The organism is Corynebacterium sp. p3-SID1056, assembly GCF_025152525.1.
Lineage (GTDB): Bacteria > Actinomycetota > Actinomycetes > Mycobacteriales > Mycobacteriaceae > Corynebacterium.
The window spans coordinates 178,181-201,474 of the sequence record NZ_JALXXL010000001.1 but is presented as its reverse complement, the minus strand read 5'-3'; the positions used below and the strand labels follow the sequence as shown (position 1 = coordinate 201,474).

14 protein-coding genes are annotated in these 23,294 nt (G+C 62.8%); 13 read left to right on the top strand and 1 reads right to left on the bottom strand.

The window, feature by feature from the left end; translation table 11 throughout:
• Positions 1–49 precede the first annotated feature (49 nt).
• From gdhA to ffh, 10 genes are all read left to right on the top strand, one after another.
• On the top strand, positions 50–1,396 hold the full coding sequence (gdhA, locus tag M3G14_RS00930; protein WP_259923997.1) for an NADP-specific glutamate dehydrogenase: 1,347 nt from the start codon (positions 50–52) through the stop codon (positions 1,394–1,396).
• 87 nt (positions 1,397–1,483) lie between these two features.
• Complete coding sequence (locus M3G14_RS00925; protein ID WP_259923995.1) at positions 1,484–2,281, top strand: DivIVA domain-containing protein; 798 nt, start codon at positions 1,484–1,486, stop codon at positions 2,279–2,281.
• Between the two features lie 42 nt (positions 2,282–2,323).
• Positions 2,324–2,860, top strand: coding sequence for a DUF177 domain-containing protein (locus tag M3G14_RS00920; protein ID WP_259923993.1), 537 nt, complete (start codon positions 2,324–2,326; stop codon positions 2,858–2,860).
• Positions 2,857–3,630 carry a ribonuclease III gene (gene rnc / locus M3G14_RS00915; RefSeq protein ID WP_259923992.1) on the top strand — a complete coding sequence of 258 codons (774 nt, stop codon included), beginning with the start codon at positions 2,857–2,859 and terminating at the stop codon, positions 3,628–3,630. Before M3G14_RS00920 ends, rnc begins: the two co-directional genes overlap by 4 nt.
• Positions 3,631–4,452: a bifunctional DNA-formamidopyrimidine glycosylase/DNA-(apurinic or apyrimidinic site) lyase gene (mutM, locus tag M3G14_RS00910; RefSeq protein ID WP_259923991.1), complete on the top strand. Its 822-nt coding sequence runs from the start codon at positions 3,631–3,633 to the stop codon at positions 4,450–4,452.
• Between the two features lie 84 nt (positions 4,453–4,536).
• Positions 4,537–6,039 (top strand): sodium:alanine symporter family protein, encoded by a 1,503-nt coding sequence (locus tag M3G14_RS00905; protein ID WP_259923990.1) that lies wholly within the window; start codon positions 4,537–4,539, stop codon positions 6,037–6,039.
• A 19-nt stretch (positions 6,040–6,058) separates the two neighbouring features.
• Positions 6,059–6,361 carry an acylphosphatase gene (locus tag M3G14_RS00900; RefSeq protein WP_259923989.1) on the top strand — a complete coding sequence of 101 codons (303 nt, stop codon included), beginning with the start codon at positions 6,059–6,061 and terminating at the stop codon, positions 6,359–6,361.
• A 37-nt stretch (positions 6,362–6,398) separates the two neighbouring features.
• Positions 6,399–9,842, top strand: a complete 3,444-nt coding sequence (gene smc / locus M3G14_RS00895) for a chromosome segregation protein SMC (protein WP_259923988.1) — start codon at positions 6,399–6,401, stop codon at positions 9,840–9,842.
• Positions 9,843–10,345: 503 nt separating this feature from the next.
• A complete protein-coding gene (ftsY, locus tag M3G14_RS00890) occupies positions 10,346–12,118 on the top strand; it encodes a signal recognition particle-docking protein FtsY (protein WP_396122173.1) in 1,773 nt (590 codons plus the stop codon).
• Positions 12,119–12,229: 111 nt separating this feature from the next.
• Positions 12,230–13,846, top strand: coding sequence for a signal recognition particle protein (ffh, locus tag M3G14_RS00885; protein ID WP_259923987.1), 1,617 nt, complete (start codon positions 12,230–12,232; stop codon positions 13,844–13,846).
• Between the two features lie 87 nt (positions 13,847–13,933).
• On the opposite strand, the gene M3G14_RS00880 is transcribed toward ffh, so the two are convergent.
• The gene (locus M3G14_RS00880; protein WP_259923979.1) at positions 13,934–16,231 is read right to left on the bottom strand and encodes an acyltransferase family protein; all 2,298 of its coding nucleotides are present in this window, start codon (positions 16,229–16,231) and stop codon (positions 13,934–13,936) included.
• A gap of 437 nt (positions 16,232–16,668) precedes the next feature.
• Between M3G14_RS00880 and rpsP the strand changes: the two genes are divergently transcribed.
• The 3 genes from rpsP (at position 16,669) to M3G14_RS00865 (ending at position 23,178) form a co-directional block, all read left to right on the top strand.
• Complete coding sequence (rpsP, locus tag M3G14_RS00875; protein ID WP_038591282.1) at positions 16,669–17,184, top strand: 30S ribosomal protein S16; 516 nt, start codon at positions 16,669–16,671, stop codon at positions 17,182–17,184.
• A gap of 199 nt (positions 17,185–17,383) precedes the next feature.
• Entirely contained in the window at positions 17,384–17,689 is a 306-nt protein-coding gene (locus M3G14_RS00870; protein WP_259923975.1) for a hypothetical protein, read from the top strand.
• Between the two features lie 506 nt (positions 17,690–18,195).
• On the top strand, positions 18,196–23,178 hold the full coding sequence (locus M3G14_RS00865) for a YPDG domain-containing protein (protein ID WP_259923973.1): 4,983 nt from the start codon (positions 18,196–18,198) through the stop codon (positions 23,176–23,178).
• The last annotated feature ends 116 nt before the right edge of the window (positions 23,179–23,294 follow it).

Here is a 23,294-nt window from a genome sequence, read left to right as displayed (position 1 = left end):
TTTCACGATTCTAAAACCTACTGCCTAACAGGTATTGAAAGGAACGCTCATGAGCTCGATCGAACAAGAGGTAGCCGGCTATTACGACAAGCTGTTGCAGCGCAACGCGGGTGAGCCGGAGTTCCACCAGGCCGTCGCCGAGGTGCTGGACTCGCTGAAAATTGTCCTGGGCAAGGACCCGCACTACGCCGACTACGGTCTCATCGAGCGACTCTGCGAACCCGAGCGTCAGATTATCTTCCGCGTGCCCTGGATGGACGACAACAACGAAATCCGCGTCAACCGCGGCTTCCGCGTCCAGTTCAATTCGGCACTCGGTCCCTACAAGGGCGGCTTGCGCTTCCACCCGAGCGTGAACCTGGGCATCATCAAGTTCTTGGGGTTTGAGCAGATCTTCAAGAACTCGCTGACCGGCCTGCCGATCGGCGGCGGCAAGGGCGGCTCCGACTTCGACCCGAAGGGCAAGTCTGAGGGCGAGGTCATGCGCTTTTGCCAGTCCTTCATGACGGAGCTGTGGCGCCACATCGGCGAGTACCGCGACGTCCCGGCCGGCGACATCGGCGTGGGTGGCCGCGAGATCGGCTTCCTCTTCGGCCAGTACCGTCGCCTGGCAAACCAGCACGAGTCCGGCGTGCTCACCGGCAAGGGCTTGAGCTGGGGCGGTTCGCTCGTGCGCACCGAGGCGACCGGCTACGGCTGCGTCTACTTCACCGAAGAGATGATGAAGGCCAAGGGCGAGTCCCTCGACGGCGCCAAGGTGATCGTCTCCGGCTCGGGCAACGTGGCCATCTACGCGATGCAGAAGGCGCAGGAGCTGGGCGCGACCGTCGTGGGCTTCTCCGACTCCTCCGGCTGGGTCGAGACCCCCAACGGCGTGGACCTGGAGCTGCTGCACGACGTCAAGGAGGTACGCCGCGCCCGCGTGTCCGACTACGCCAAGGAGGCCACCGGCGCCACCTTCCACGACGACGGTTCCATTTGGGACCTGTCCGCCGATGTGGCCCTGCCGTGCGCGACCCAGAACGAGCTTGACGGCACGCACGCCAAGACCCTGCTCTCGAACGGCGTGAAGTATGTCGCCGAGGGCGCGAACATGCCGTCGACAGCCGAGGCCATCGAGACCTTCCGCGAGAACAAGATCTCCTTCGGCCCGGGCAAGGCCGCCAATGCCGGTGGTGTGGCGACCTCCGCGCTGGAGATGCAGCAGAACGCCTCGCGCGATTCCTGGACCTTCGACTACACCGACGGTCGCCTGCACCAGATCATGTCCGGCATTTTCAACGTCACCGCCGCGACTGCGGAGGAATACGACCGTTCCGGCGACTACGTCGTGGGCGCGAACATCGCCGGCTTTAAGAAGGTCGCCGACGCCATGCTCGCACAGGGCGTGGTGTAGCGAGCGCTTTACACGCACACGTTCAGGGCCCGCGTCTTTCGTGGCGTGGGCCCCTTCTGTGTCTGAGAGGCAGTAGACTTAGGAGCCATGTATCGCGTTTTTGAAGCACTAGATGAGCTCGTTGAAACTGTAGAGGCCGCCATGGGCGTGCCCATGACCTCCAACTGCATGGTTCCGCGCAGCGAGATGCTCACGCTTCTCGACGATATCCGCGAAGCCCTGCCCGCCGAGATCGACGACGCGCAGGACGTGCTGGATAACCAGGACGAGATCCTCCGCGGCGCTGAGGACCGCGCCCACCAGCTGGTCGGTGACGCGGAGGCGGAGGCGAAGCAGCTGGTCGACGACGCCCAGGCGCAGGCCGACGCCGTGCTGCACGACGCGCAGGCCCAGGCGACCGCGTTGCTCTCCCGCTCCGAGGAAGACGCAGACCGCCTTGTCTCCGACGCGCGCGAGGAGGCCGACGCCACCCTCAACGCCGCGCACAGCGAGGCGGAGCGATTGGTAGAGGACGGCAAGCAGCAATACCAGCGCTCGGTTGACGAGGGCCTGGCACAGCAGGAACACCTCATCGCCGAGTCCGAGGTCATGCGCCGCGCGGACGAGGAAGCACACCGACTGGTGGAAAACGCGCACTCCGAGTCCTCGCGCCTGCGTCGCGAGTGCGATGAGTACGTCGATTCCAAGCTGGCCGAGTTTGAAGAGGCCCTGTCCTCGGTGCTGCGCACCGTGTCCTCCGACCGCTCCGCGCTGCGCCGCGGTGCCGGTGTGGGCGGAGGCGGGGACACCGCCGGGCGCCGCGCGGAGCGCGACGAGGCGTCCAGCCACTACGAGCCGCGCCGCTACCCGCGTCGTTCCCGCGGCGAGCAGCGGGATCAGTACTAGCACCGCTGAAGGTGCTCGAGTGGTTGTAGGGTAGGGGCTGTTATGGCTACGAATCCTTTCATCTTCAATGTTGCCGATGCGTTGCACGGCGACGGCATGCCTGTGACCGTGCACCGCAGCGGCGAGAGCCCGTCGCGCGTGGGCCCCGAGATGATTGCTATCCCGAAGGGCCAGCCGGTCGAGGTGGAAGCAACAATTACTCCGCTGGGCGCCGGGGTGCTGGTGGATGCCTCGGTGACCGCGCAGCTCGAGGGACAGTGCGTGCGCTGCCTGAAGACGCTCACGCCAACGCGCACCATCACCATCTCCCAGGTCTTCGAGGCAGAGGACGGCTTCATCGTCGGCGATGCAGAGACCGACGAGGACAAGGGCTCGGGCGATGAGATCCGCCGGATCGAAAACGACACGGTGGACGTGGAGCAAGCCTTCGTGGACGAGGCTGGGTTGACCTTGCCGTTTAACCCGGTCTGCGAGCCGGAGTGCGACGGCGACACCGACGTCCCGGCACCGGACGGCGTCTCGGGCGAGGAAAACAACCTGGTCGACCCGCGGTGGGCGGACCTGGAGAAGTTCCTGTGAGCCGCTCAAAGAAGAAGCGGCTCACGCATGTTGAAGCGTGGCAGAAAGCCTTCGAGGCGGTTGACCATCAGCCGTTGCTCGAGCGGATCGGCGTGCAGCTTGGCGACGAGGAACTGCGCCACGCCTTGACGCACCGTTCTTTCGCCAACGAACACGGCACGCTGCCCAACAACGAGCGCCTCGAGTTCTTGGGCGATGCGGTGCTGGGACTTACCGTTGCGACGAAGCTCTTCGAACTGTACCCCTCGCGCCCGGAGTCGGACCTGTCGCCGATGCGCGCCTCGATCGTGTCGCGCTACGGATTGGCGGACGTCGCCCGCGAGATCAACCTGGGTGCGCACATTCTGCTGGGCCGCGGCGAAGAACTCGGCGGGGGCCGCAACAAGAGCTCGATTTTGGCAGACACGACGGAGGCGCTCTTCGGCGCGATTTACCTCGCGCACGGTTTCGAGTGCACCCGCGATGTGATCCTTGACCTGTTCGCCGAGAAACTCAACAACGCCACCGCAGCGGGTGCGCACCGCGACTGGAAGACCTCGCTGCAGGAGCGACTTGCGGGCTTGGGTGCGCAGGTGGCGGAGTACGTGTGCACCTCCTCGGGCCCGGACCACCAGAAGCGCTTCCGCTGTGAAGTGCGCTCTGGCGACGTCGTCCTCGGCCACGGCAAGGGCTCAAGCAAGAAGCTCGCAGAGCAGGAGGCTGCCAGCAAGGCGTTGGGGTTCCTGCACGACCACCCGGAGCGGGTCGCCGGTAACGCTGAGGGGGCGTAATTGCCGGAGCTGCCCGAGGTAGAGGTGGTGCGCCGCGGCCTCGACGCGCATCTTGTGGGCCGCACCTTTGACACCGTTGAGGTGCTGCACCCGCGCGCGGTGCGCGGCAACACGGAAGACCTGACCAGGATCTTGCCGGGTAGAACTATCACCGGCACTGGCAGGCGCGGCAAGTATTTGTGGCTGACGCTGGATAACGGGGCAGCGCTCGTGGTGCACCTCCGCATGAGCGGGCAGATGCTCGTGGGCCCGCCAGGCGGGGTGACGAGCCCGCACGTGCGCATCCGCGCGCAGCTGGGCAACACGCAGCTCGACTTCGTTGATCAGCGCACGTTCGGAATGTGGCAGTACGCGGAATTCGATGGCGAGGTACCTGCCCCGGTCGCCCACATCGCGCGTGATCCCTTCGACCCGCGCTTCGATGCAACCACTACCGCCCGCGCCATGCGTACCAGGCGTTCCGCGCTCAAGACGGTACTGCTGAACCAGGAAATCGTCAGCGGGATTGGCTCAATTTATGCCGACGAGGCGATGTGGGCCGCGCGCGTGAAACCGTGGCGGATGGCGCGCTCGCTACGCCAACGGGACACCGTCGAGGTCCTCGCACAGGCGCGCGAGGTGATGGAAAAGGCGCTGGCGCAGGGCGGGACGAGCTTCGATTCGCTCTACGTCAACGTCAACGGCGCCTCCGGCTACTTCTCCCGCTCGCTCAACGCTTACGGGCAGGCGGGTCGGCCGTGCGCCCGGTGCGGCACCGAGATTGCAAAGCGCGTGGTCGGTGGGCGCTCCTGCTACTTCTGCCCGGTGTGCCAGGCAAGGTAGCGTAGGCGGGGCTGCGCCCACGAATGTGGGGGAGCCAACATTTGAGTTGCAAGAGATCTTGTCTCACCAGATAAGATGCTCGCCATGGATTCCGCAACTTCCTTTGTGAACGACACGCTCAACGGCGTGATCTGGGAAATCGTTCCCTGGCTGCTGCTGGCAGCCGGCATCTACTTCGGCCTGCGCACCATCTTCGTGCAGGTTCGACTTTTGCCCGAAATGTTCAAGGCCGTCACCGAAAAGCCCCAGGGCAAGGACCGGCAGGGTCGCAACCTGGATGAGGACTACGGCGGCATTTCCGCTTTCAAGGCCTTCACCATCTCCGCCGCGTCGCGCGTGGGCACTGGCAACATCGCCGGTGTGGCGCTGGCGATCTCCGTCGGCGGCCCCGGCGCGGTGTTCTGGATGTGGATCATCGCGATCGTCGGCGGTGCCACCGCGTTCGTCGAGTCCACGCTGGCACAGTTGTGGAAGACCAAGGATGAGGACGGCAACTACCACGGTGGTCCCGCCTACTACATGACGCGCGGTCTGAACTGGCGCCCGCTGGCCATCATCTTCGCCGTCGCCCTGTCGCTGACCTACGGCTTTGTCTTCAACGCCATCCAGACCAACTCCATCGTCGAGGCTGTCGGCGGCTCCCTGGAGACCGACTCGGTCACCATGAAGGTCATCGTCGCTGCCGTGATTGCCGCCCTGACCGCGCTGATCATCTTCGGCGGCGTGACCCGCATCGCCAGTGCCACGCAGATCATCGTGCCGTTCATGGCTATCGCCTACATCCTCATTGGCCTTGCCGTGGTCATCATGAACATCTCCGAGGTGCCGGGCATGATCAGCCTGATCGTCGGCCACGCGCTCGGCCTGCAGCAGGTCGCCGGCGCTACCGTGGGTGCGGCGTTCGCCTTCGGTATGCGCCGTGGTCTGTTCTCTAACGAGGCCGGCCAGGGCTCCGCCCCGAACGCGGCGGCGACCGCGACCGTCTCGCACCCGGTGAAGCAGGGCCTGGTGCAGACGCTCGGCGTGTACTTCGACACCCTGGTGGTGTGCACCATCACCGCGTTTATTGTGCTGCTCGGCCCGGCCGTGACCTACGGCATGGACGACATTCAGGGCGCTGCGCTGACGCAGTCTGCGCTCGCGGACTCCGTCGGCGTCTGGGGCGCGCACGCGGTGACGTTCATTCTCTTCTTCCTCGCGTTTTCCTCGGTGATTGGTAACTACTACCTTGCGCAGGCAAACGTGGAGTACCTCACCAGCTCCAAGACGGTCATGCTGATCTTCCGTCTCGGGGTTATCGGCTTTGTTATCTTCGGCGCATTCGGCTCCCTGCCGCTGGTGTGGGCGTTGGGCGACACGATGGCGGGCACCATGGCGATCATCAACATCATCGCGATCGTGCCGCTGGGCGGGGTGGCCTTCAAGCTGCTGCGCAACTTCAGCGAGCAGCGCACCAAGGGCGTCGACCCAGTCTTCCACCGCGACATGCTGCCGGAGCTGAAGAACGTGGAGTTCTGGGATGGCTCCGACCCGGTCACCCGCCGCAGTGCCGAGGACTTGAAGGTCGCGGATCACCCGGAGCAGTAAGCACCATTAGTGTGGGAGCATGGCTGCTCACACTGACAACACGCACGTACGTCTCACAGCCCACGTCCATGGACACGTCCAGGGCGTGGGTTTTCGTTGGTGGACCCGCTCCCGCGCCCTGGAGCTGGGGCTGAGCGGGTACGCGAAGAACCTTGCCGACGGCCGCGTCGAGGTCGTCGCCGAGGGCACCCGCGAGCAGACGGAGAGGCTGCTTGCGCTGCTGCGCGAGGAGCGGACGACCACGCGCCGGCCCGGCCGGGTGGAGTTCGTCGGCACGCAGTACGGAGAGCCGCGCGGTGCCACAGGCTTCGAGGAGCGCTAGGTAACGAGCACTGGCCTAGGAAGGTAAACTCACAGCAATGCACCTGAAATCGCTGACGCTGAAAGGATTTAAGTCCTTCGCTTCGGCGACCACGATGAAGTTCGAGCCCGGCATTTGCGCCGTCGTCGGCCCCAACGGCTCGGGCAAATCCAACGTGGTAGATGCGCTCGCGTGGGTGATGGGTGAGCAAGGGGCGAAGAACCTGCGCGGCGGGAAGATGCAGGACGTCATCTTCGCGGGCGCGGGCGAGCGCAAGCCGCTGGGCCGCGCCGAGGTCACGCTCACCTTCGACAACAGCGATAAGCACCTGCCCATCGAGTACACCGAGGTGGCGATCACCCGCCGCATGTTCCGCGACGGCGCCTCCGAGTACGAAATCAACGGCGCTAAAGCCCGCCTGATGGACATCCAGGAACTGCTGTCGGACTCCGGCATCGGCCGCGAGATGCACATCATCGTCGGCCAGGGCAAGCTTTCGGAGATCCTGGAATCGCGCCCCGAGGAGCGCCGCGCCTTCATCGAGGAGGCCGCCGGCGTGCTCAAGCACCGCCGCCGCAAGGAGAAGGCGCAGCGCAAGCTCACCGGCATGCAGGCCAACCTGGACCGCCTCAGCGATCTCACCGAAGAGCTTGGCAAACAGCTCAAGCCGCTGGCCCGCCAGGCCGAAGCCGCCAAGCGCGCCGCCACCGTGCAGTCCACCCTGCGCGAGGCCCGCCTCTCGCTTGCCGGGCACCAGGTGGTCACGCTGCGCGCCTCGCTTGCCGACGCCACGAGCGCCGCCCAAGCACTCGCCGAACAAGTCGAGACCGCCACGGCGGTACTCGAGGAGGCCGAGCAGGCACAGGCCGAGATCGAATTCGAACAGGAAGAAGCACAGCCGAAGGCGGAGCAGGCGCAAAAGGCGTGGTTCGACCTTTCCACCTTGGCAGAGCGGGTCAGCGCCACGGTGCGCATCGCCACCGAGCGCGCCCAGCACTCCGGCACGCAGGTGCCGTACGCGGGCCAGGACCCGGACCACCTGTTGCGCCGCGCCGAGTTCGCCGACGAGGAGTACGCGGAAGCGCTCGAGGCTGCCGAAGAAGCCGCCGAAAAGCTCGAGACGCTACGCGAGGAGGTTGCCGAAAAGCAAGAGGCCTTTGACGCCGCAGAGCGCGAGCACATGGCGCAGGTCCGCGCGATCGCCGACCGCCGCGAGGGCGTGGTGCGCCTGCTCGCACAGGAGGAATCGCAGCAGGCGGCGATCACCGCGGCAGAAGACGAGGTCGCGCGCCTGACAGAGCTTTTGGAAGAAACCCGCGCCCGCGCCCGTACCGCCGAGCAGGAGGCCCGCGAGGCCGCGGAGGCGCTCGCAGAGGTGGACACGCAGCGCGCCCCACTCGACGAGGAACACGTGCGCGCCTACACCGAGTCCGACGCCGCCGATAAGCGCCTCGAGCAGCTGCGCGCCGAGCAGCGCGAGCGGGAGCGCGCGGTGTTCACGCTCGAATCCCGCATTGCCACCCTGGTCGAGCAGGCCCCACGTCCCCAGGCCGCCGAAGTGCTGGCGGATTTCGCCCCGCTCGCCGGGCTGCTGCGCGCAGACGACGGCATGGACCGTGCGCTCGCCGCCGCGCTCGGCGCGCACGCGGAGGCGCTCACCGGCGAGGTGACCCCGAGTGCTGTGGCCCAGCTTGCCGACGCCGCGCGCACCATCGTCATCGACACCCATGGCGGCGCTACCTGGCGCCTGGACACGGACGCCAAGGTGGATTGGCTGCTCGACCACGTGCGCGTGGATGACTCCGTCCTCGGGCCAGTGACCCGCCTGCTTGTCGACGTCGCCGTGGCAGACACCCTCGACGCCGCCCGCGAGCTGGTCGCCGAGGACCCGCGCCTGCGTGCCGTGACTCGCGAGGGCGTCCTCGTCGGCGAGGGCTGGGTCGCCGCAGGAACCGGGTCTACCACTGCGGTCGAGGTGACCGCCCAGATCGAGCAGGCCCGCGGCGAGCTCGAGGTGGCGCAGGCGCAGCTCGAGGAGCTTTCCGGCACCTTGGAGGGCGCGAAGCTTGCGGCCGAGGACGCGCGCGTCGCGGCTGCTGCGGCGAAGGCCGCCCTGCGCGAGCACGACGCGGAGGCGCAGCGCTTGGGGCGCGACCAGGAGCGCCTGGAAAAGCAGTGGCAGGCCAACAGCGGCGAGCACGAGCGCGCGGCGCAGCGCGCGACCGAGGCCGAAGGCCGCCTTGCCGCCCGCCGAGAGGAGCTGGCGCAGACCCGTGACCGACTCGCACGCGTCAACGCTGAGGACGAGCCGAGCGAGGAGCCGTCCACGGCCCAACGCGACGCCGCCCAGCAGGAGCTCGCTCAGGTCAAGGCGATGGAGATGGAGGCCACGCTCGCATCGCGCACCGCACAGCAGGCCGCAGAGCAGCGCGCCGGCAGGGGAGATGCGCTGCGCCGGCAGGCCGAGCACGAGAAGCAGGCGAAGGCCCGCCACGACGCGGCGATGCAGAAGCGCCGCGCGCAGGCCGAGCTCGCCCAGGCGGTGGCAGAGCAGGGCCGCGACGTGGCCGCCCGTGTCCAGGACGCGCTTTCCCGCGCGGGGGCGGAGCGGGACCGGTGGCAGGCGGGCGTCGCTAAGCTGCAGGCCCAGCTACAGCAGGCCCGCAGCCAGGTCTCGGCGGCGCGGCAGACGCTCAAGCGGCTCACCGACAGCTCGCATAATTCAGAGATTGCGCAGTCGCAGGCGCAGGTGCGCATCGACGAGGCGGAGAAGAAGATCACCGAGTCGCTCGGCATTGCGATTCCGGATCTTCTGCGAGACTACACGCCGGGCGAGGAGTTCGACGAGGCGTCGGAAAAGGCTCGCCTGGCGCAGGCAGAAAAGGATTTGCGGGCGCTCGGCAAGGTCAACCCGCTCGCGCTCGAGGAGTTCAAGGCGCTGGAGGAGCGCTACGCGTTCTTGTCCACGCAGCTTGACGACGTGATCCAGGCGCGCGAAGACTTGATCGGCGTGATCAACGACGTGGACGGGCAGATCCTCCAACTGTTCACCGACGCCTGGAAGGACGTCGAAGCCGAGTTCCCGCGCGTCTTCCACACGCTCTTCCCGGGCGGCGAGGCTCGCCTCATCCTCACCGAGCCCGAAGACATGCTCGCCACCGGCATTGAGATCGAAGCCCGCCCGCCCGGCAAGAAAGTCAAGCGTCTGTCCTTGCTTTCCGGCGGCGAGAAGTCGCTCACCGCGCTCGCGTTCCTCGTGGCGATCTTCCGCGCGCGTCCGAGTCCGTTCTACGTGCTCGACGAGGTCGAGGCCGCGCTTGACGACGTCAACCTCCGCCGCCTCATCGCACTCCTCAAAGAACTGCGGGAGGACTCGCAGCTGATCGTGATCACCCACCAAAAGCCGACGATGGACGTGGCGAACGTGCTCTACGGCGTGACCATGCGCGGCGACGGTGTGACCCGCGTGCTTTCGCAGCGGATGCAGCCTGCGGCTGACTAACGGCTGACTTGTGGCGGCTGACGAGCGGTGGCTGACGAGCTGTTCTTCTAAATGGAGCTAGCTCCGTTTGGCCGTGTGTTGGTGGTAAAACGCCTGGTCGCGTGTTGGCGGTTCCTCTAGATGGAGCTAGCTCCATTTGGACCCAAGTCGGTTGTAAAAGTCATGGTCGCGTGTCGGCGGTTCTCCTAAAAGGAGCTAGCTCCGTTTGGGCCTGCGCCGGTGGTAAAACGCCTGGTCGCGTGTCGGCGGTTCCTCTAAATGGAGCTAGCTCCGTTTGGGTCTGCGCCGGTGGTAAAACGCCTGGTCGCGTGTTGGCTGTTCTTCTAGATGGAGCTAGCTCCATTTGGACCCAAGTCGGTTGGAAAGGTCATGGTCGCGTGTCGGCAGCTCTCCTAGATGGAGCTAGCTCCATTCCTCTAGGAATGCCCAGGAACCCTACGGGTATAGCAGTGACTGACGTGCCTGGCCGTTCGATTCACTATGGCACTATGGGTGTCATGGATATGGAACTCGCAATGAACTCGCCACTGTTGTGGATCATCGTCGCCATTGTCGTGGTTGCCCTCATCATCGTGGGCATCGTCGTGGTGGGGCGCAAGCGCAAAGAGGAAAAGACCGTTTCCTTTGCTAAGACCGAGGAGCCGAAGGAGCTTACCCAGCAGGAGAAGTCCGGCAATTACCAGGCAAAAGGTGGCTTCAACTTCGCCCCGGCTGCAGCCCCCAGCACGCCAGAGAAGGAGCCGGTGCGTATCGACGAGCCGCGCGAGCCGAAGCCAGTCGAGGAACCAAAGCAGGCGGCTGCCTCGGCCCCGGAGCCGCTAGTTGAACCGGAGCGGGAGCCGGTTGAGAAGGCAGCCAAGGTCGAGGATGCTGCGAAGGTCGAGAAGGCCGCGAAGGTTGAGAAGGCGGCGAAGGTCGAAAAGGCGGCGAAGGTAGAAGAGGCAGCCAAGGTTGAAAAGGCCGCGAAGGTCGAAGAGCCGGCCGATGAAGTAGTGGTGAATACCGATGCGGAGGCTGACCCGGAGACCCGTGAGACCGTGGTGACCCCGGAAGATGCCGAGCCGGTCGAGGAGCAGCCAGAACCGAAGCCGGAAACCCCCGCCGCTGAAGTTGAGGAACCAAAGGCACCGGTGGAACCCGAGCCGGTGAAACACGAGCCAGTCGCCGAGGAACCGGCCGAGACACCGCAGGAGGATGAGTCGCAGACTCGCCAGGCGCAGGAAGCCGCCGCGGCAGCAGCGGCGGCCGCAGCAAGCGCTGAGGCTGCTCGTGCGCCCGAAGCGCAGGCGGCTGAGGTGGGCGAGGATGTGGTCGTCGAGAGGCATGACGAGCCCGCGGAAGACATTGAGGAGATCGAGCCTGCAGCTGGCCGCATCGGTAAGCTGCGTGGACGTTTGTCGCGCTCGCAGAACGCGATTGGCCAGGGGCTGCTCGGTATCCTCACCGCAGGTGACCTGGATGAAGACGCGTGGGAGGAGATTGAGGACACGCTGATCATGGCGGACCTCGGGGCCAACCTCACCATGCGAGTGACCGAAACCCTGCGCGGCAAGATCGCCGAGCGCGGCGTGTCTTCGGAGGAAGAGGCGCGCGCGATGCTGCGCGAGACGCTCATTGAGGCGGCACGCCCGGAGATGGACCGCTCGATCAAGGCGATGCCCAATGAGGGCAAGCCCGCCGTGATCCTGGTCGCCGGCGTGAACGGCACCGGCAAGACCACCACCACCGGCAAGCTGGCGCGCGTGCTGGTGTCAATGGGCCACTCCGTGGTGCTCGGCGCTGCGGATACCTTCCGTGCGGCCGCCGCCGACCAGCTCGAGACCTGGGGACGTCGCGTCGGCGCCTCCACGGTGCGCGGCAAGGAGGGGGCGGACCCGGCGTCCGTGGCCTTCGACGCAGTGGCTACCGGCGTGCAAGAGGGCGCGGACGTGGTGCTCATTGACACCGCGGGCCGCCTGCACACCTCCACCGACCTGATGGACCAGCTGGGCAAGGTCAAGCGCGTGGTGGAGAAGAAGAGCAACGTCGACGAGGTGCTGCTGGTGCTCGACGCCACGGTGGGGCAAAACGGTATCGCGCAGGCGCGCGTCTTCCGCGAGGTCGTCGACATCACCGGCGTGGTGCTGACCAAGCTGGATGGCACGGCGAAGGGCGGCATTGTCTTCCAGGTGCAGGAGGAACTCGGTGTGCCGGTCAAGCTCGTTGGCCTTGGCGAGGGTGCGGACGATCTCGCGCCCTTTGAGGTGGAAAGCTTCGTCGACGCGTTGCTGGGATAGCGCAAGTTCTGGGTTCGCCCAGCTAGACGCTAGGCTGTAACGAGTACATTTTTTGACGGCGAGCGCCCACGCGCACGCTGATAAAGACGAAGCGAACAGGAGTACCTTTACGTGTTCGAGTCACTGTCCGACCGCCTGCAAGATGCCCTTGGGGGCCTGCGTGGAAAAGGCAAGCTCACCGAGGCAGACATTAACGCCACCGCGCGCGAGATTCGCCTCGCCCTGCTTGAGGCCGACGTCTCGCTTACCGTGGTCAAGGCCTTTATCAAGCGCGTCAAAGCACGCGCCCTTGGTGCGGATGTCTCCGAGGCGCTCAACCCTGCGCAGCAGGTAGTCAAGATCGTTGACGAGGAGCTCACCGCCATCCTGGGCGGGGAAACCCGCCGCCTTAACCTGGCGAAGAACCCGCCGACGGTGATTATGCTCGCCGGTCTGCAGGGTGCCGGTAAGACGACGCTGGCCGGCAAGCTGGCCAAGCACCTGTCGAAGCAGGGGCACACCCCGATGCTGGTGGCCTGTGACCTGCAGCGCCCGGGCGCGGTGCAGCAGCTGCAGATCGTGGGCGAGCGCGCCGGCGTGGATACCTTCGCGCCGGACCCGGGCACCTCGATCGACTCCTACGAGCACGAGATGGGCTCCTCCCACGGCGACCCGGTCGCGGTGGCACAGCAGGGTATCGAGCACGCGAAGCAGACCAAGCACGACGTGGTCATCATCGATACTGCGGGCCGCTTGGGTATCGACGAGACGCTGATGACCCAGGCCCGCAACATCCGCGACGCGGTGAACCCGGACGAGGTCCTCTTCGTCATCGACGCCATGATCGGCCAGGACGCGGTGAGCACCGCGCAGGCCTTCGCCGACGGCGTCGATTTCACCGGCGTGGTGCTGACCAAGCTCGACGGCGACGCCCGCGGTGGTGCCGCGCTGTCGATCCGCGAGGTCACCGGCAAGCCGATCCTCTTTGCCTCCACGGGCGAGAAGCTCGACGACTTCGACGTCTTCCACCCGGATCGCATGTCCAGCCGCATCCTCGGCATGGGCGATTTGCTCTCGCTGATCGAGCAGGCCGAGCAGACCTACAACGAGAAGGACGCCGAGGCAGCCGCGACCAAGCTGGCCTCCGGCGAGCTCACTCTCGACGACTTTCTGGATCAGCTTTTGATGATCCGCCGCATGGGCCCGATCGGCAACCTGCTGAAGATGATGCCCGGCGGCAAGCAGATGAACCAGATGGCCGACATGGTCGACGAGAAGCAGCTGGACCGCATCCAGGCGATCATCCGCGGTATGACCCCCGCCGAGCGGGAGGATCCGAAGATCCTCAATGCTTCTCGACGCAAGCGTATCGCCAAGGGCTCCGGCGTCGAAGTCTCCGACGTCAACCAGCTCGTGGAGCGCTTCTTTGAGGCGAAGAAGATGATGGGCAAGATGGCCGGTCAGTTCGGCATGGGCGGCATGCCGGGGATGCCTGGTATGCCTGGTGGCCGTTCGGCGACGAAGAAGAAGCCGAAGGGCCGCAGGGGTAAAAACGGCAAGCGCAAACCGCCGAAGCGCCGCGGCGGTGGCATGCCGGGGATGCCTCCGATGCCGGGTATGGGCGGCGGGATGCCGGACATGCAGGAGCTGAAGAAACTGCAGCAGCAGATGCCGCCCGGCATGGAGGGGCTTGACTTGGACAAGCTCGACTTCAACGAGGCGATGAAGCGGATGGGCAAGGGCAAGTAGCTCCGCACTCACGAAGGTGGCCCCGCAACGCGATGTTAAGCGTTGCGGGGGCACCTTTTTAACTTTGCTCGTTGGGCTAGCTTCGGCCTACTGGCCGAGGAGTTCCAGTGGCTGGCGTTGCCCGTCGACGGGGTTGACCGGCAGGTTTTCCGGGGCCGGACCGTCCTCGCCGACAGGAACCTCGGCGGCGGGGTCGGGGCGCAGTGGCGGCACCGTGTACTCGGGGTCATCGGTCGGCGTGTACGGGATCTCGAGGGCGTCGAACACCTTGCGAAGCTCCTGCCACACCAGCGGGGTCAGCGAGGCCATGTACGCATTGGAGATGTGATTTTGGTCCCGGTACACGTACACGTTGCCAATCTGAGGGCGGCACAGCTCGGCGTCGCAGAACCATGGGGCGGTATCCACGCTGAACTGCTTGTTCGTTCCGTCGAGGTATTCGGCCGCCGGGTCGACCGGGCCGTAGACATCGTCGGTGCGCATCGAGCACTCTTCCTCCGTAAACCCGGAGACGATGCAGATGTTCGGGTCCATGATTTCGCCGAAGATGTTGAAGATCCAGGGGTTGTCGCGGAAGCCCAAAAATGGGATGTCGTGCTCGGCAAACGCATTCCACAGCGCGCGGTAGGAATCGGGCACGTGGTCGACGGTGACATTGACATCACCGGCGCGGCCCTCGGGGCGTGTGGAGGTGGAGACCACAAGGTCCGGCTGCATGTTGACGACGTGCTCGAAGACGTTTTGGCTCCACTCGAAGCACACATCCGAGACCAGGTCAGCGCCGTCTTCGCCACCAATGGTCAGCGGGCAGGTCTGGCGGACAAAGGGGACGATCTTGAAGCCATGCTTGCGTCCCAATCGGTCGAGCGGGACGACGTAGGGCTCGATGTGGGAACCACCGACCATGACAATGGTGGTCTCGGCGTCCTTGTCGCCGTAGATGCAGTCGGGGCGCGGCATGACGTCCGCCTCTTGGTTCTGGAAGACCATGCAGCCCTCGGAGCCGATGGGTGGGTAGATGCCGGAGATAAGGTTCGGATCGGGCTGCGGCGCAACGTCTGGGACCGGGGTGCCGACGATCGACATAGCGCCGGGGTACATCTCTGCATCCAGCGGGCGGTTCGCGTTTTCCACTCGCTGGTTCCACAGTGGTTGGATGGTTAGCGCTGCGCCGACCAGAGCTGCGATGACCACGCCACCGATGGCGCGACCGATACCTGCAGGGGTGTGCAGGCTACGGCGGGCATCCTGCACTGGCGTGTCGGTCGCCTTCGGACGCTTGCGGTGCTGGCGCAACGGCTGCTCCAACAGCACGTGCGTGACGTGCGCGAGCGCAAGCGAGGCCGCGATGACGATGACGCCGACCCACGCAGGCGGGGTGCCAAAGCCACCGATGACGGTGACGATGATCAGCATCGGCCAGTGCCACAGGTAGAGGGAGTACGCGATTCCGCCCAGCCACGTCATCGGCTTGGATGCCAGCACCTTGGAGACCGGGTTGTCGTCGCCGCTAAGGATAACGAGTGCTGCACCGATCAGCGGAAGCAAGGCGATGGGGCCAGGGAAAGCCAACGTATTGGAGACCACCGCGCCGGTAATGGTGATGCACACGATGCCGATCGCGGATGTGAGCCAGGCCGTCTTCTGCGGAAGGAATCGGTGCGCGGGTACGAAAGCCAACAGCGCGCCAAGCGAAAGTTCCCATGCGCGAGAGAAGGTGGAGTAGTAGTTGGCACCGTTGCCGATGAAGCCGAAGCGCGACGCCCAGGCAAGCGAGGCAATGGTAATGATTGCGAGCACCGCAATCGCGCCGCGCTTAGCGTAGGTGCGCGGCAGGTTGCACTTGGTAATCAAAAAGGCGATCAACGTGCCGAGCAGAATGCCGAAGAGGTAGAACTGGCCCTGGACTGCCATCGACCACAGGTGCTGCAGGGGGGAGGTGTCCTGGCTTGCCGCGGCGTAGTCAGCGGCCTGCACCATCAGCTCCCAGTTCTGGTAGTAGAGCATGGAAGCCGTGAATTGCGCGGCTAACTCATCGCTCATCAGCTCTGGGGTGAGGTAGTGGACTGCCACGAAGACGGACAGGATCACCACAACAAGTGCTGGTACCAGCCGGCGCATCGTTCGCCACAGCGGCCACCACGGATTCAGACTCGGGTTGGGCCGCATGGCGTAGCGCAGCTGCCCGCCGAGGAAGAAATAGCCCGACAGCAGCAAGAAGACATCGACGCCGCCGGAGACCCGGCCGACGAAGACGTGGAAGAGCACCACCAGGCCGATGGCATAGCCACGCAACCCGTCGATATCAACGCGGTACGCCGAGTTACGTGCTCGTGTGTGCTGACCCGCATCGTGCTGCGCAGGCTTCGTCGTCGTTGCGCTCATCTATCTTTAAAAACCTCTGCGAACCGAAAAACTCTTGGTACTGTGAGTGAAACTTCGACCCGTGGGCAGTTTCCCTGCGCCGTGGTTGTGCAGGCACGCCAATGCCCCGGGGGTCCCCGTAACGGTGGAAACCTTACCGCGAACCTGGAGAAAAACCGGAACCGTCGCGGCGAGGCTGGACGAGGAAAACTACGATCAACGCGCAGGAGCGGAGTGTTTTGGCCTTCTCTGAGTGTGCGCGGTAAAGTACAGCGAGTTACCCGGCATCGTATATGCCAGGGGACAGCACACTGCGTACGCGCCGGACCCGTCTGACCCGTGTTATGTGGGCGGTCGACCGGCCAGTCACGCGCAGACTAAAGAAGAAGGGTTGAACCGGCCCGCCAGCACACGGCGGGTGTCTGCACTGCCCAGTGACCGTAAAGGAAGTATATTTCATGGCTGTCAAGATCAAGCTGCAGCGTGTGGGCAAGATCCGCAACGCACAGTACCGCGTTGTCGTCGCTGACTCTCGTACCCGCCGCGACGGCCGCGTCATCGAGAACATCGGCATCTACCACCCGAAGGAAGAGCCCTCGCTCATCCGCATTGACTCTGAGCGTGCGCAGTACTGGCTGGGTGTCGGCGCACAGCCGACCGAGCCGGTTGCTGCTCTGCTGAAGGTCACCGGTGACTGGCAGAAGCACAAGGGCCTGGATGGTGCCGAGGGTACCCTGAAGGTTGCCGAGGAGAAGAAGTCCAAGCTCGAGCTGTTCAACGAGGCACTCGAGGAGGCCAACAACGGCCCGACCGCCGAGGCGATCACCGAGAAGCGCAAGAAGGCAAAGGAAGAGGAAGAGGCCAAGGCTGCTGCCGAGGCTGAAGCCGCTGCCGCTGCTGAGGCTGCTGAGAAGGCAGAGTCTGAGGAGGCAGAAGCTTCCGAGGAGAAGGCTGAGGAGTCCGAGGAGAACTAAGCTTTTTCTCGAACCGCGAACCCCGCTATATTGACGTGATGGTTAATACGGCGGGGTTTTGTTATGCCGCTTTTGGGCTGAACGCGGGCGATAAGGTTGTTGACTCTGGGGATGAGAGCAACAAGTCTGATGTGACAACTGAGTACCTTCGCTGCAGTTGGCTAAGGGGATCGAGCCTGGTGATAACGATGTCTCTGGTATGGCTGATCGACCGAATGGGGAGATCACGGTGGCCTTCCCGGGAGGCAAGACTGTCGCGACCCCTACGGATGAGAACGGTAGCTGGAAGGTTGATGTGCCGTCTGGTGCGGAGATGAAACCTAGCGACGATGTCACCATGACCGATGTTACTGGCAACAAGTCCACCGGGCCGGTTGACATTGTTGCTGGTACGTGTGCCGCTACTGTGGTCAGCATCTCGGCTGGCACGTTGATCTATGACCACTTTGTTCCCGAAAGGCGATGGCTGCTCCGCGGAGTATCCGAAGCTGCAGAGCTCTTTTAAGGGACGCAACCACGTATATGTGTACAAACTTTTAAGGACTTACTCGTATCCTTTTCGGTTTTGATTTGAAGAGAAAATACCAATTTGTCTGAAATGTGACTGTTGGCGTCCGGTAGTGGCGTGCTCGAGTTGCGTACCTATTCAAGATCTTGTTTGCTTCGTTGGAGGGGGTGAATGATAGCGCAAGACGCGGGCGTGTGAGTGCAACGGATCTAACTCTTCTTAGCTGGTAAAGATGCCAGTGTGTGCCGGTAAGCCAGGCTTCTCAAGCCCGCTGTCTGGGGTAGGTGGCGGGGCGTCAAATGGTGGATGGACAGCATTCTGTGATGATTCGCACTTGCGTACGCAAAAGTAGTATTTGTTTGTCTCAAAAATTTCTTGCAAACAGATGTCCAAGGTTTTAGTATCGTAGACGAGTACTCAGGATTGACTCAATGACTGATGTTATTTTCCTGGGGACAAACAATGCGCCCCAAAGTGGGGCACTGTCTTCCGAAGGGATTTTCATGAAAAAGAATCAGAATATCCGCCGTCGCGGCACATCTGTGGCAGCGGCAGCGCTGTCGTTTGCATTGGTTGCGCCGTTTGCGCAGCCGGTTGTGGCACCTCAGTCTGCAGCAATGGCGTTTGCTGGCACGAAGGATGAGGCTGGTCAGCTGAATGAGCAGGGTAATGGTGTGAAGTACCCTGGTGAGAATGCTGATGGGGTCTATCAGACTGGTGTTGGCCAGAAGAAGTACGACGTTGGCGATCAGCCGATCAAGATTGATGGCGCTATCGAGTCTGAAGTTCCAGCTGGTTCGAATAACTCCATTGAGGGTTATGTCATTAACCAGCGCAACGGCAACATGTCGGTGCACTCGGGCACCAATAACCTGAAGCCGATTCCGATGGAGGGCGTGCGTATTTACGCACAGTGGGTCGAGAAAGATGGTGCTACGTCCCCGATCTACACCACCACGACTGCTGCCGATGGTAAATTTACCCTTGGAATGAAGCCGTTTGTGGATTCGCTGGGCAAGGTGCGTAACTTTGACGCTGACCCCAACCTTCCGGAGGGTGAGAAGTTCCGTATTTGGGCAGAGAATCCGGACCCGGAGGTGTTCACCCAGCTCTACGGCTCTGGCCAGGGCAAGTTGTTCCCGTTGGGCAACACGATGGAGCTCTCGGCTGGTATGAGGAACCTTGTTGGTTCGAACCAGCTGGTGAATGCTCGTTTTGCGTTTGGTGAGAAGGTGCAAAACGATGTGATGCACAACCTGGATGCGTCTGTGGAGAATGATCCGTGGAAGCAGCCCAGCGCGAATGCCTATGGTCAGGTTACGGGCAAGGTTTACTGGGATCTGTATCGCAATGCAACCGCTATTGGTTGGAACGACTGGGCTGTCTACAACCCCAAGAAGGATGTGCCGGCGAAGGGCATGAAGGTCTACGGCTCGTACTTGTCTGACTACGCGGTCAAGACCATTTACGAAGAGGCTGAGAAGGATCTTGGCTTTGCGGTTCCTACGGCCTCTCGTAGTAGCTTGTCGCGTGATCAGGAAGCTGCGGTGCAGAACTGGATTAAGCGCAAGATTGCCGAAGAGGGCAAGGATAAGTGGATCGCTGAAACTGTAGAGACCATCACTGGTGACGACGGCTCGTACGCCTTGCAGTTTAAGGGCACCTTCGGTCGCGCCTGGGACGATCGTGGCTACGATGACGGGGCGGCGATCTATTCCGATCTTGCTCGTGATACTGGTGCTGAGGTGACCTTCCCGGATGGGTCGAAGCACAAGGCATATGACTTGTTCAATACGGTTGCGCCTGCTGCTGATTACGGTAGCTGGATGCATGACATTTCTGCGTCTGGTCGTGGTGCAGAAAATCTGTCGAAGCACATCAACTGGAATTGGCTGTTTGTGTCGACCGAGGATATTGATGGCGTTGCTGCCGTCACGCCGTTCCACACCAATAGCTACACCGGTAAAACGAACGTCAGCACAGACCAGACTTGGACTGGTGTGTGGAATTCGGTGCAGGCGGGTCGTTTGGCGGACAACAGCTTCGCGCTGTACTCGGATTACACCGTGTTTGACGTACTCGAGTACGACACGCAGCAGAATTATGCGAAGCCGGGTGACGTTGCGGAAACGTTTACGTCTGGTTTGCCGAAGCAGTTCGTTGAGGGTCTGAAGTACCAGATCGAGTGGGTCAACACCAATACTGGTGAGGTCGTGCACAAGTGCGAGGCCCAGGCGGCGAAGGGCGATACCACGATCGATTCTTGCCCGCTGGATACTGGCAATAAGGACCTGTTCCCGGATGGGATTACTGAGACGACGACGTTTGCTGCGAACCTCTACCCGGTTGATGCTGAGACCGGTGAGCGTGGCAACCGCATCGCTACCGACGCGTTCACGGTTCTCGTCGACTGGGCTCCGCAGTACGAAAAGCAGGAGGGCAAGGCTGGTGAGCCGCTGAACTCTGGTGCTCCGACGTTTGACCGCACTGACACCGATGAGGTCGAGACGCTGACTGCTGAGCAGCTTGCTGAGCAGGACGCGGACAAGCAGCCGACCAAGTATGAGCTGCCGGAGACCTTCACCAAGCCGGACGGCTACGACATTTCGGTGGATCCGGAAACCGGTGACGTTTCTGTGACGTTCCCGAAGGATGCTGCTCCTGGTACGACGCTGGATGTGCCGGTGAAGGTCACCTACGCTGATGGCACCACGGCAACTGGTACTGCGCCGTTTGCGGTTGCAGTTGACACAAACACGACTGTTGAGCCGTCCTACGAGGACAAGACTGTTGTTCCGTGGACGCCGACAGAGTCTGATCCGACGTTCAAGAAGCAGGATGAGGACGGCACCGTCACCCAGGAGACCGTCGAGGCTCCTGAGGGCTCGAAGTTCACGATTCCGGATGACTTCACTGTTCCGGAGGGCTACAAGGTCGACATCGACGAGAACACCGGTGTAATCACTGTGACGGCTCCGGAGGAGCTGGATGCTGAGACTGTCGAGGAGTTCGATGTTCCGGTCACGGTGACCTACCCGGATAAGACCACGGATGACGCGTCTGCGAAGTTCGAGTTGGATACTGATGGTGATGGCACCCCGGATTCCAAGGATGATGACGACGATAACGACGGCGTCTCTGATAAGGAGGAGAAGGAGAAGGGTACCAACCCGAAGGATCCGGACTCGAAGCCTGAGGATCCGGTTGCTCCGGACGTGAAGGACAACGAGTCCTTCGAGCCGAAGTATGAGGACAAGCTGGTTGTTCCTGGTAAGGAAACCAAGTCCACGCCGACCTTCACCGATAAGGACGGCAAGGACACCAAGGCTCCTGAGGGCTCGAAGTTCACGATTCCGGATGACTTCACTGTTCCGGAGGGTTACAAGGTCGACATCGACGAGAACACCGGTGTAATCACTGTGACGGCTCCGGAGGAGCTGGACAAGGACACCGTTGAGGAGTTCGATGTTCCGGTCACCGTGACTTACCCGGATGGCACCACCGACGACGCGACTGCGAAGTTCGAGTTGGATACTGATGGTGATGGCACCCCGGATTCCAAGGATGATGACGACGATAACGACGGCGTCTCTGATAAGGAGGAGAAGGAGAAGGGTACCAACCCGAAGGATCCGGACTCGAAGCCTGAGGATCCGGTTGCTCCGGACGTGAAGGACAACGAGTCCTTCGAGCCGAAGTATGAGGACAAGCTGGTTGTTCCTGGTAAGGAAACCAAGTCCACGCCGACCTTCACCGATAAGGACGGCAAGGACACCAAGGCTCCTGAGGGCTCGAAGTTCACGATTCCGGATGACTTCACTGTTCCGGAGGGTTACAAGGTCGACATCGACGAGAACACCGGTGTAATCACTGTGACGGCTCCGGAGGAGCTGGACAAGGACACCGTTGAGGAGTTCGATGTTCCGGTCACCGTGACTTACCCGGATGGCACCACCGACGACGCGACTGCGAAGTTCGAGTTGGATACCGATGGTGACGGCACCCCTGACTCGAAGGATGATGACGACGATAACGACGGCATCTCCGATGAGGAGGAGAAGGAGAAGGGCTCGAACCCGAAGGATGAGGGCTCGATCCCGGCAACTCCGCTGGTACCGGGTATCACCACTCCTTCTGTGGTCACGGACAATGAGACGGTTATCGAGGGTCAGGAGACTGATCCGTTCGACACCGCCGACAATGTTCCGGAAGGCGGCAAGGTAGAGGTTGATAACCTGCCTGGCGGTCTGGAAGTCGACCCGGAGACCGGCAAGGTCACCGGTACCCCGGACAAGCTCGATGACTGGGGTAAGGATGAGGAAGAGCGGGACGTCACCGTCACGGTTACCATCACCGATGCCGACGGCAACGAGGCTGCCAAGGACGACAAGGTTGTCACGGTGCAGCGTGACACCGATGGTGACGGCATCCCGGATGTCACGGACGAGGATGACGACAACGACGGCGTCTCCGACGAAGACGAGAAGAAGGCTGGCACGGATCCGAAGGACCCGAACTCCAAGCCGGGTGCCGACGTTGATGACACCACTCCGCCGACGGTTGATCCGGTTGCGCCTGGTGATAAAGAGGTCTCGGGTAAGGGCGATCGTCCCAATGAGGAGATCACGGTGACCTTCCCGGACGGTTCGACGAAGGACACCACGACGGATGAGAATGGTGACTGGAAGGTTGAGGTTCCGTCTGATGTGGAGCTGAATCCGGGCGATAAGGTTGTTGTCACTGATGGTGCTGGTAACCAGGCTGATGTGACGGTTGAGGATACGAAGGCTCCGTCCATCAACGAGGTCAAGCCGGGTGACAAGACTGTCTCTGGTAAGGGTGATCGTCCGAATGAGGACATCACGGTGACCTTCCCGGGTGGCAAGACTGTCACCACCACAACGGATGAGAACGGGAACTGGAAGGTCAACGTTCCGTCTGGTGTGGAGCTGAACACCGGTGACACAGTGACCGCAACCGATGGTGCTGGTAACAAGGCAACCGCAAAGGTTGGTATTGATGCTGGTAAGTGTGCTGCAACCGCTGCCGGTTTCGGTCTGCCGCTGTTGGCGCTGATCCCGATCGGTCTGGCTACCCAGATGCAGATCCCGGGTGTGTCTGACTTCGTTGCTCAGGCGAATGCCCAGATCCAGGCTGCGAATACGCAGATCCAGCAGCAGGCTGGTCTGTTTAACCCGCAGCTGGCTGCACAGGTTGATGCGGTCAACCAGCAGCTGGGTAAGTTCGGCGCTGACCTGGCTACTGTTGCTGGTGGTCTGGCGCTGGTTGCCGCTGGCATCCTGGCCGGCACGCTGATCTACGACAACTGCTCGCCTGATGGTGGTAGCTCTGTCAAGGATCTGGAGCTGAAGGGTTCTTCTGGTAAGACCTACGCTGGTTCGTCCAAGAAGGAACAGGACAAGGCTGGCGCTTCGAAGGAGGACACCTCCTCGAAGCAGCAGGAAGGCTCCTCTGAAAAGAAGTAAGCCAATCCTCGCGGCCTAACTAAGGGCTCACCACGAGTCCGACGTTGCCCCGCATCCCCACCTCAGGGGGGTGCGGGGCAACTCTCTTTTCCAACCGCTTGCGTCGCAGTATTCAC